Raw genomic sequence first — 9970 nt, forward strand, 5'->3', positions numbered from 1 at the left:
GTCGTCGCGACCTCCGGCGAGCTTGAGCCGTCATCCGGCGAGGTAGTTCATTCGATCGGCAAGCCGATCGCCAATACGCGCATCTACCTGCTCGACGAGTCGCAGGCGCCGGTGCCGCTGGGTGCCGTGGGCGAGATGTACATCGGCGGCGCAGGTGTTGCACGTGGCTATCTCAATCGTCCGGAGTTGACCGAGCAGCGGTTCCTGGCCGATCCGTTCGCCCGTGCGGCCGGCGAACCCGATGCACGCATGTACCGCACGGGCGATCTGGCGCGCTACCTGCCGGACGGCAACATCGTGTTCCTCGGCCGCAACGACGATCAGGTCAAGATCCGGGGCTTCCGCATCGAACCCGGCGAAATCGAGGCGCAGCTTGCGTCGCACGACGCGGTACGCGAAGCCATCGTGCTGGCGCCCCCCGATGCGGCGGGCAACACCCGACTGCTGGCATACGTGACGCTCGACGACGAGGCGCCACGTGCAGAACGCGTCCGGCAGCTGCGCGAGCACCTTGCGGCCCGGTTGCCGGACTACATGGTGCCGGCGGCGTTCGTCGTGCTCGATGCGTTGCCGCTGACCTCGAACGGCAAGCTCGACCGTCGCGCGCTGCCGGAGCCGGACGACGATGCGTTCGTCCAGGCGCAGTACGAAGCGCCGCAGGGCGAGACCGAGCGTACCGTTGCCGCGTTGTGGTCCGACCTGCTCGGCGTCGAGCGTGTCGGCCGGCACGACAACTTCTTTGCGCTCGGTGGGCATTCGCTTGTCGCCGCCCGCCTGCTGGTGAAAATCCGCGAGACGTTCGGGCACGAGGTCTCGATTCGCACGCTGTTCGAAGCGCCCACCGTTGCACAGTTGGCGCCCCGGATACATGAAACGGGTGCGTCCGACGCGCTTGCTGTCCTGCTGCCGCTCCAGCCGCAGGGGGCGCGTCCGCCACTCTTCTGTATTCACCCGGCCGGCGGCTTCAGCTGGCCGTATGCGAGCCTGACGCATCATCTGCGGGATCGGCCGCTCTACGGTCTGCAGGCGCGCGCGCTCACCGAAGCCGGCACCGACGCGCAGTCGATCGAGGAGATGGCGCAGGACTACGTCCGGCAGATTCGCAGCGTACAGCCCACCGGCCCTTATCATCTGCTCGGCTGGTCGCTGGGGTGCCATATCGCGCACGCCATCGCCACCCAGCTGCAATGCGCCGGTGAAAAAGTGGCATTGCTTGCGATGCTCGACGGTTATCCGGAAGTGGGAAGCGAGGCTTACCCCGCACCGACGGAGACGGAAGTCATCGACGTGCTGATACGCGCATTCGTGGACACGCCGCAGTCGGCCAGTGCCCGCTCGCTGACGATCGACACGCTCAAGACGCGCCTTGCCGAACACAATCCGATGTTCAGGACGTTCAACGCGCGGACATTCGAATCGATCGTCCGGCAATTCCAGGTGGCGCCTGCGCAGGCCGGCATGTTTGCGCCTGACGTATTCGATGGCGACGTGGTCTTCTTCAGGGCGACGCTCGAGCGGCCGGAGGCCTATCAGCCACGCGATGTCCGGGCGTGGCAGCCGTATGTGCGCGGGAAAATCGACGTGCACGACGTCGCATGCCTGCACGAAACGATGATGAGCACGTCAGCGCTGGCCGCGATCGGGCCGATCGTTGCTGCTGCGCTCGACGCGGGCGCAACACACGGAAAGGTGTCGTCGGCGTCACCGGTCTCCGTCACGGGTGCGTGGCCGCGCCACGGGGAATACGCCGGGGGCATGAGCGATGGTTCGCTTTCCTGACCGGGGTGCCGGTTTCGCGGCGGTCGACGACGAGCATGCACCAGCCCCAGGCGGGCTGGTCCGTCGCCGACCGAAGGCCGGCCGGCCCGCCTGCTTCGCCGGTCGGCCGCACGAACGACTCGCGCTTTCTGCGCGTTGCGCACCGCGAGTCGGCCGACGGCTGTTACGGTCATCGCCGCGAAGGCCTGTCATTCAGGAGCACGCCGAATGAATGGTGGAACGCTCACACACCGTGTCCTGCTGATCGAAGATAACGAACGGTTCGCGCAGCAGGTTCACGACTATCTGGGCCGGTACGGGTTCGCGGTGACGATCGTTCGCCGCGGCGACCTTGCCGTCGCAGCCGTGCGCGAGCATCTGCCCGCGCTCGTGATGCTCGATCCGATGCCACCGGATTCCGGCGGCCTGGAACTATGCCGGCAGATCCGCGCGTGCTCGAACGTACCCGTGATCGTCCTGACCGCGCGCGCCGATGCCTGCGACCAGGTCGCCGTTTTCGACGCGGGCGCGGACGACTACCTCGTGAAACCGCTCGATCCCCGCGTACTCGTCGCGCGCGCCCGTGCGCTGTTGCGGCGCGCGTATCGCGTCAGTCCGGACGAGGCCGACGCGGCTACGTAAGCCGGCTGCAGCCGGATCGCAGCCGCATGGCGAGGCCGGTGCCGTGCACCCGCGTGTCCGGGCGCGAAAACACGAGACCGATTCGCCGTGTCAGGTTCGAACCTGTACGCCATCCTCGTCGAACACGGCGGTCGTGCCGGTATCCGCGTGCTCGACTTCATAGTGATACACGCGGCTGCCATCGTCCCGTTCGACCTCGTATGCGCGGATCTGCTCGTCCGGCAAGGTCCCGAGCCGCGCGAAGCGGCAGGTGAAGATATCCGGCACGTCGCAGCCCGGGCGGGTCGCAACCATCCGGCCGATCGAGTCGTCGACCGATTCGTACTCGGCCGGCAGACGCCATTGCCCTGAAGCATCGAGTACGCCCCATCGTTCGTGTTCGCAGGCTGCCCAGCACTGGCTGCCGGAGTACTGCAGCGCGGTCAAGGCCGTATAGGCCAACGGGATGACCGGTACGCCGTTGCGATCCACCACGCCGAACTTGCCGTTGTGCAGCACTCGTGCATACTCCCCGCGCCAGAACGCCCATACGCGGTCGTACTGCACCGGCGTAATCGTTGTCCCCTGGCTGTCGATATGTCCATAGCGGTCGCCTTGCCGGACGATGGCGACTTCCGTCCATGCATCGAAGCCGATCTCGTCGTAGCGCGGCGGCACCAGCACCTCGCCCGTGATGGTCATCACGCCCATCTTCCCGTCCTGCTCGAACACTTCGACCTGCTCGTAGTAAATCGACGTCAACGGTTCCCACCCGTAGTCGTAATGGTCCTGGTTGATCAGTTCGCGAAAGCGGGTGACAGCTTCTTCCGCCAGACCCTCGCACTGGTCGAGCAGGGCGGGATCGTCGGCCTCGATCGCGTGCTCGATTCTCGCGTTGTCGCGCTCGATGCGCGCCAGCAGCGCCTGGGCGAGTTCGACGTGCGGCGCCGCCGACAGGTTGAACACGTCCCATCCGTTCAGGTGAAAGTATCGATGGATCGCACGATTCTCGAGGAACGCGAAGATCTTGCGCTTTGCTTCCCGGAACGCCTCGAGATCGTCGATCAGGCGGTCGGCATGACGCTCCAGGAACGCGTACAACCTGGCCATCCGGGCCTTGCCGCCTTCCGCTGCAGCATAAATTCCGTCGTTGTCGCCAGTATCGTTGCAACGATTGCGTGCAAGGAATGGCGCCACGGCCAGCAGCGGACTCAACACCGTCGGGAAGTCGTAGTTCCACTCCACCATACTCAGACATGGCGTGTCGGCCGGACCGATGTCTTGCAGATTGAACATGTACATACGGTGCGCCATCGAAGTTCCCTGTCGTGAGTGACGCGTTGGCATTCAGCGTCCCGGATGCTTATGATAGCGGCTCGCCTGCCCACCGATCGAATCGACCGGCCGGCGCGGTACGACCGGCACGCCGTCCTCTTCGTAACGTCATCCCATGAATACCGAACACATACTTGTACTGGATATCGACGGCACGCTGACCGATTCGGTCGCCCTGCATCAGTCCGCGTTCCTGGCTGCGATGCTTGCATTGAAGCTGCCGGCGCTCGATACCAACTGGGGACGCTATCCGCATCACACCGACACCGGAATCCTCGCTCACGCACTGTCATCCAACGGCAGGAGCCCGATGAGTGCATCGGCTGTGGCTGCCTTCGAGCAGGCGGTCGATCGTCATTTCGTGGCCGCGCTCGCCCGTCAGGCGCTGATGGAAATCCCGGGCGCCGGCCAGTTCGTGCGGGAGGCGATCGCATCGGGTTGGGGCATCGTCTTTGCGACTGGCGGCGTACGGCGCGTCAGCGAGCGGAAACTGCAGGCCGTCGGGATCCCGTTCGACGACGATCTGCTGGTGACGTCGTCGGTGTACCCGTCACGGACAGATCTCGTCGCCGCCGCCGTCGAACGTGCCCGACGATACTATGGCGTCGCATCGTCTTGCCGGACTGTTTCCATCGGCGACGGGCTTTGGGATCTTGAAGTCGCCGGCGCTCTCGGCCTCGAATTCATCGGTATCGGCATGCCGCCGAAAGCGGACGTCTTGACCACGCGCGGGGCGGTTGTCTTTCCGGATTTCGACGATGTCCGGCTTGCCCGCTTGCTCGGGATCGTAACGGCTGGCTGACAAATGCGACCGTCATTCAGGGCTTTCCTGAGTGCTCCGAATGCGCGCCAGTCAGCTCGACGGCGCCCGCGAGCGGATCGCCCTTGACCGGCAGTTGAGCGCGTGGTTTCCGACCTCGATCCGCTGGCCGCCTTCGACGACGCGCTCATCGTGGATCGCGTGCCGGTACACGCTGTCGCCGAAAGCCGCGTGCAGACTGCGCTCGCATTCATCGTTTATTGCGTCGATTCCTGACCGACGCGGGCGACGCTCGAGCCCCGGAAATGCGAAACGCTGGGGAATTCGCGAGATTGCACGGCGCGCATCAAAGTAGCCGCCGAGCGCGGCGGCGCCAAGCCCGGTGTCGACTCCCCCGCATTTCTCCGCAGCGCGCACGACGACGCGCGAACTGCTCGCATCCCCTCCAGCCGCACGTCCCGTTTTTCTACGACATACATCCACGCGGCCTCATGTTTTACTCATGCCCAGCCGGACCGTGTGCATTCCTAATCCGGGCGTCACCATGAATTTCCATGACGCGAATCAACGCTTCGGCGGCGTCGCGCGCGCGGCCACGCGGCCTTCGTACAGCGCCAACGAAGCGCCAACGAAGCGGCTATGAAACGGCTATGAAACGGCCTGTCGCCTGGCACTTCGCGAAGCCGCGCCGGGCATTCAAGCCCGACTCCCCCAAGGTGAAGATGGCCGACGCATCACCATGAAAGCAATGACCGAACTTTTAATCGTGAACAACGCCGAACCCGCGAATGCCCGCAGCGCGATCGCCGGTCGCCCGGCAGCAAGTGAGCCGCTCGAGTACCCGTTCGCATGCGTCTGATCTGTTTCCCTTACGCGGGCGGCTCGGCCGCCGTCTATCGTGGCCTGCAACCGCTGTTGCCCGGGATCGAGGTGCACCGCCACGAGCTTGCCGGCCGGGGCAGCCGCCTGTCGGAGCCTGCCGTGCGAGACATGGCAACGCTGATCGACGCGTTGCTGGACGACCTCGGCAGTTGCTTCGATCGTCCCTTCGCATTGCTCGGCCACAGCATGGGCGCGGCGATTGCCGTCGAACTGGCGCTGCGGCTTCCCGCCCACGCGCAATCGAACCTCCGGCATCTGTTCGTGAGCGCGCGCGCTGCACCGGGGCAGGAGCGCCCGGTTCGAAAAATGCAGGCGCTGGACGACCGCGCGTTCATCGACGCGCTGCACGAGATGGGCGGCACACCGAAGCCGGTGCTGGACAACCGCGAAATGATGGCGTTGATGATGCCGGCGCTGCGTGCGGATTTCACGCTGATCGAAAACTACCGGGCCGTGCCCGGACGCAGGCTGGCCGTCGACATCACCGTGTTCGCCGGCGGGGCGGATAGGCAGGTTCCCGCCGATTCCGTTTCAGGCTGGGAGGCCGCGACGACCGGGCACTGCGATTTTCATGTCATCGACGGCGATCACTTCTTTATCCGGAGCGAAATGCGGGCGATGGCCGACATCATCGCGACGCGCCTGCGGCGTGCGGATCACGTTGCGCCGAGTGCGCTGCAAGCATGACGGGCATCGCACACGCCCGGATCCACGTCGCGCGATCGGCGCGCCGGGCCTGGCCGCGATCGTCGCAGCGAAACGCTACGCGGCCCGATCGCACGTGCCCGGCGGCGGCTCGCCACTTACCCACGCGTCAAACCTGGAGTGCAACTGTGCAACGTAATCGAAAGCGGATCCTCGTAACTGGTGGCGCAGGTTTCCTCGGTTCGCATCTGTGCGAGCGCCTGGTCGAACTCGGTCATGACGTCTTGTGCGTCGACAACTATTTCACCGGCACCAAGCAGAACGTGGCAACGCTGCTCGGCAACCCGAGCTTCGAGGCGCTGCGCCACGACGTGACCTTTCCGCTGTACGTGGAGGTGGACGAGATCTACAACCTCGCCTGTCCGGCATCGCCGATCCACTATCAGTTCGATCCCGTGCAGACCACCAAGACCAGCGTGATGGGCGCGATCAACATGCTGGGGCTCGCGAAGCGCACGCACGCACGCGTGCTGCAAACTTCCACGAGCGAAGTGTACGGCGACCCCGACGTGCATCCGCAACCGGAGACGTACCGGGGCAACGTCAACCCGCTCGGGCCGCGTGCCTGCTACGACGAAGGAAAACGGTGCGCGGAGACCTTGTTCTTCGACTATCACCGCCAGCAAAACGTGCAAATCAAGGTGGTACGGATCTTCAACACGTACGGGCCTCGCATGCATCCCAACGACGGTCGCGTGGTGTCCAACTTCATCGTGCAGGCGCTGCGCGGCGAGGACATCACGCTGTATGGCGACGGCAGCCAGACGCGCGCGTTCTGCTACGTCGACGACCTGGTCGACGGCCTGATCCGGATGATGGGCACGCCCGCGGATATCACCGGCCCGATCAATCTCGGCAATCCGCACGAGATCGCGGTCAGCGAACTCGCGCAGATCGTCCTGCGGCTGACGGGATCGAAGTCGCGAATCGTATTCCGGCCGCTGCCGAAGGACGACCCGACACAACGTTGCCCGGATATCAACCTCGCACGCACCCACCTCGACTGGAAGCCGACGGTCGGGCTCGAAGCGGGGCTGCGGCGGACCATCGACTATTTCCGCTCGACCGTGCCGGCCTGACGCCACGCCGGTGTCCCGCTTTCCCGTGGCAGACGCGGTACGAAGACCATGCTTCAATCAGCCGTACCGCTGCACCCTTGCCGTTGCACCATTGGCCGACACGAAGCGATGCTGATGCGCCAGTGTCCATCATCCGCGTTTGCAAGCCGGATTCCTACGCATGGAACAACTCGATTATCTTAAGCATGTCGAATCGAACGCGCGAACCTACGCGACGTCGTTCCCACGGCTGTTTACCCATGCCGAAGGCATACGCATGCGCGACTCCGACGGGCAGGAATACATCGACTGCCTGTCCAATGCCGGAACGCTCGCGCTCGGGCACAATCACCCGGAAGTCAACGAAGCCGTCATGCGGTTCCTGTCCTCCGGTCAACTGCAACAGGCGCTCGACCTGGCGACGCCGGCCAAGCACGCGTTCGTCGAACAGCTTTTCTCGATGTTGCCGAACGCGATCGCCGATACCGGCAAGATCCAGTTCTGCAGTCCGAGCGGAGCGGATGGCGTCGAAGCGGCGATCAAGCTGACCCGGCATCATACGGGCCGCCCGACGATCATGGCGTTCCACGGGGCCTACCACGGCATGACGGCCGGCGCGCTCGCCGCATCGGGCAATCTCACGCCGAAATCGGCCGGCAGCAACGGGCGCGACGTTCATTTCCTGCCCTACCCCTATGCCTTTCGCTGCCCGTTCGGCACCGACGGCTCGGCAACCGATCAACTCAGCATCAACTATATCCGCACGGTCCTGTCCGATCCCGAGAGCGGGATCACGAAACCCGCGGCCGTCATCGTCGAAGTCGTGCAAGGCGAAGGCGGCTGCATCCCCGCTTCCGACGCCTGGCTGATCGAGCTGCGCGAACTGACGCTGCGGCATGAAATCCCGCTGATCGTCGATGAAGTGCAGACCGGCCTCGGCCGGACCGGCGCGCTGTTCGCCATCGAGCATTCCGGCATCCGGCCCGACGTCCTGGTGTTGTCGAAGGCGTTCGGCGGCGGCTATCCGCTATCGGTGGTGGTCTATGACCAGCGCCTGGACACCTGGCCGCCCGGCTCGCACGCGGGCACCTTCCGCGGCAACCAGATCGCGATGGTGGCCGGTTTGTCGACCATGCGCATCGTCGATCGAGACGGGCTGTCGGCGCACGCCGACACGGCCGGCAAGCTGCTGGTCGCCGGCCTCGAACGGATTGCCGAACGCTTCCCCAGCCTGGGCCAGGTTCGCGGCCGCGGCCTGATGATCGGCGTCGAAGTCGTGCTGCCCGGCCGCGATGGCCGAACCGGTCCGCCCCATGCGGCGCTCGCGAAAGCCATCAAGCTGCATTGCCTGCGCAACGGACTCGTGATCGAAACCGGCGGCCGCCATGGCGCGGTACTCAGGTTCCTGCCGCCGTTGATCGTCTCGGAAGCGGATATCCACGAGATTCTCAACCGCTTCGAGCAAGCGGTGGCGACGGCCTGCCGCGCATAGGCATACCGCGGCGTAACCGTGAAGGCCGGTCGGTCCGCGTTGCGTCGCGATCCACGTTCAGATAAGGAATAGTTGACCATGCTGGGCATGACGGAACGCAAGCTGCTTGCCGACGGGGCCTCGCCGTTGCTGCTGGAGCCGGCATCGAGCGGGCGAGTGAACGCACGCGATTTCGTGCTGGCGGTGAACGACAATCGAGTTGAACTCGAAGCGCGGCTTCTGGAACACGGCGCGCTCCTGTTTCGCGGTTTCGACGTGTCATCGGTCGCCGACTTCGAGGCGTTTTCGAACGCGGTGTCGGCTCATCAGTCCGACTACGTCTATCGTTCCACGCCGCGCACCTCGATCGGCAACGGCATCTTCACCGCCACCGAGTATCCGCCGAGCGAGACGATCGCGCTCCATTGCGAAAACGCGTATCAACGCAGCTGGCCGCTGCGCGTCGCATTCTGCTGCCTTTGCGCGCCCACGGCCGGCGGCGAAACGCCGATCGCCGACATGCGGGAGGTGAGCCGCAGGATCGGAGCACGCATCCTGGCGAACTTCGAGGCGAAGCAGGTCCGCTATGTCAGGCACTACCGGCGGCACGTCGACATTCCGTGGGAAACCGTCTTTCAGACCACCGACCGCAGCCAGGTCGCGGCCTTCTGCGCAGACAACGGCATCGAGCACGAATGGCTCGACGACGACACGTTATGCACCGCACAGATTAACCAGGGCGTGGCCTACCATCCGGTCAGCCGTGACAGGGTCTTCTTCAACCAGGCCCACCTGTTCCACCTCTCGAACCTGGAAGCATCGCTCGCCAGTTCGATCGTCAGCCTGTTCGGCGAGGATCGCGTTCCGCGCAACGCGTTCTACGGCGACGGGAGTCCGTTCGATCTCGACGACATCGAGCAGATCCGCAACGCGTACCGCGAATGCGCGATCCAGTTTCCCTGGCAGCGCGGCGACGTCCTGCTCGTCGACAACATGCGATTCGCGCATGGGCGCAACCCGTTCGAAGGCGAGCGCAAGGTGGTCGTGTCGCTGCTGGACCCCTACTCCCCCGATACGGGAACGCCGTCGGCCAGATAGCCGGCGAAACCCTGATCGCGCGATTGAATGACCTGTCCGATTGAACACGCGCACGAAACGTCGTGTCCTTGAATTACAGGGCAGACGCCGGTTGGGCGCGATGCTCTAATCTCAATATAACCCGATTCAAGAAGCAAGGCTGGCGGGCGCGCCGCGATTGGTCCTGAGGTCACGCGACGCGACAGTGAACCCGGTATGCGCCCGGCACAGGGCCTGCATGACGGACTGTCTTTGCCCGTCGGAATGAACGCACGGATTCACAAGTGACGTGCATTCAAATCA

The 9970-nt window shown here is 64.7% G+C and carries 8 protein-coding genes and 1 pseudogene; 8 read left to right on the forward strand and 1 reads right to left on the reverse strand.

Annotated features, from left to right (window positions below):
• Window positions 1–1779: thioesterase domain-containing protein (locus BLA15945_RS37985; RefSeq protein ID WP_174994668.1), on the forward strand; the 1779-nt coding region annotated here is incomplete at its 5' end.
• A 207-nt stretch (window positions 1780–1986) separates the two neighbouring features.
• Window positions 1987–2394: pseudogene (locus BLA15945_RS36665) on the forward strand (response regulator transcription factor); the annotation flags it as partial.
• Window positions 2395–2490: 96 nt separating this feature from the next.
• Here BLA15945_RS36665 and BLA15945_RS36670 read toward each other — a convergent pair.
• Window positions 2491–3726, reverse strand: coding sequence for a WG repeat-containing protein (locus BLA15945_RS36670; RefSeq protein WP_174994669.1), 1236 nt, complete (start codon window positions 3724–3726; stop codon window positions 2491–2493).
• Window positions 3727–3829: 103 nt separating this feature from the next.
• Here BLA15945_RS36670 and BLA15945_RS36675 point away from each other — a divergent pair, with 103 nt between their 5' ends.
• The 6 genes from BLA15945_RS36675 to BLA15945_RS36695 all read left to right on the forward strand — a co-directional run bounded on the left by BLA15945_RS36675 (window position 3830) and on the right by BLA15945_RS36695 (window position 9688).
• Window positions 3830–4516: an HAD family hydrolase gene (locus BLA15945_RS36675; protein WP_174994670.1), complete on the forward strand. Its 687-nt coding sequence runs from the start codon at window positions 3830–3832 to the stop codon at window positions 4514–4516.
• 102 nt (window positions 4517–4618) lie between these two features.
• Window positions 4619–4750, forward strand: coding sequence for a hypothetical protein (locus BLA15945_RS37915; protein ID WP_265095831.1), 132 nt, complete (start codon window positions 4619–4621; stop codon window positions 4748–4750).
• A 573-nt stretch (window positions 4751–5323) separates the two neighbouring features.
• Window positions 5324–6043, forward strand: a complete 720-nt coding sequence (locus BLA15945_RS36680) for a thioesterase II family protein (protein WP_174994671.1) — start codon at window positions 5324–5326, stop codon at window positions 6041–6043.
• Between the two features lie 146 nt (window positions 6044–6189).
• Window positions 6190–7140: a UDP-glucuronic acid decarboxylase family protein gene (locus BLA15945_RS36685; RefSeq protein WP_059241587.1), complete on the forward strand. Its 951-nt coding sequence runs from the start codon at window positions 6190–6192 to the stop codon at window positions 7138–7140.
• 160 nt (window positions 7141–7300) lie between these two features.
• Window positions 7301–8611 carry a diaminobutyrate--2-oxoglutarate transaminase family protein gene (locus tag BLA15945_RS36690; protein WP_174994672.1) on the forward strand — a complete coding sequence of 437 codons (1311 nt, stop codon included), beginning with the start codon at window positions 7301–7303 and terminating at the stop codon, window positions 8609–8611.
• A 78-nt stretch (window positions 8612–8689) separates the two neighbouring features.
• Complete coding sequence (locus BLA15945_RS36695) at window positions 8690–9688, forward strand: TauD/TfdA family dioxygenase (RefSeq protein WP_059241583.1); 999 nt, start codon at window positions 8690–8692, stop codon at window positions 9686–9688.
• Window positions 9689–9970 lie beyond the last annotated feature (282 nt).

Source organism: Burkholderia arboris (assembly GCF_902499125.1).
Taxonomy (GTDB): domain Bacteria; phylum Pseudomonadota; class Gammaproteobacteria; order Burkholderiales; family Burkholderiaceae; genus Burkholderia; species Burkholderia arboris.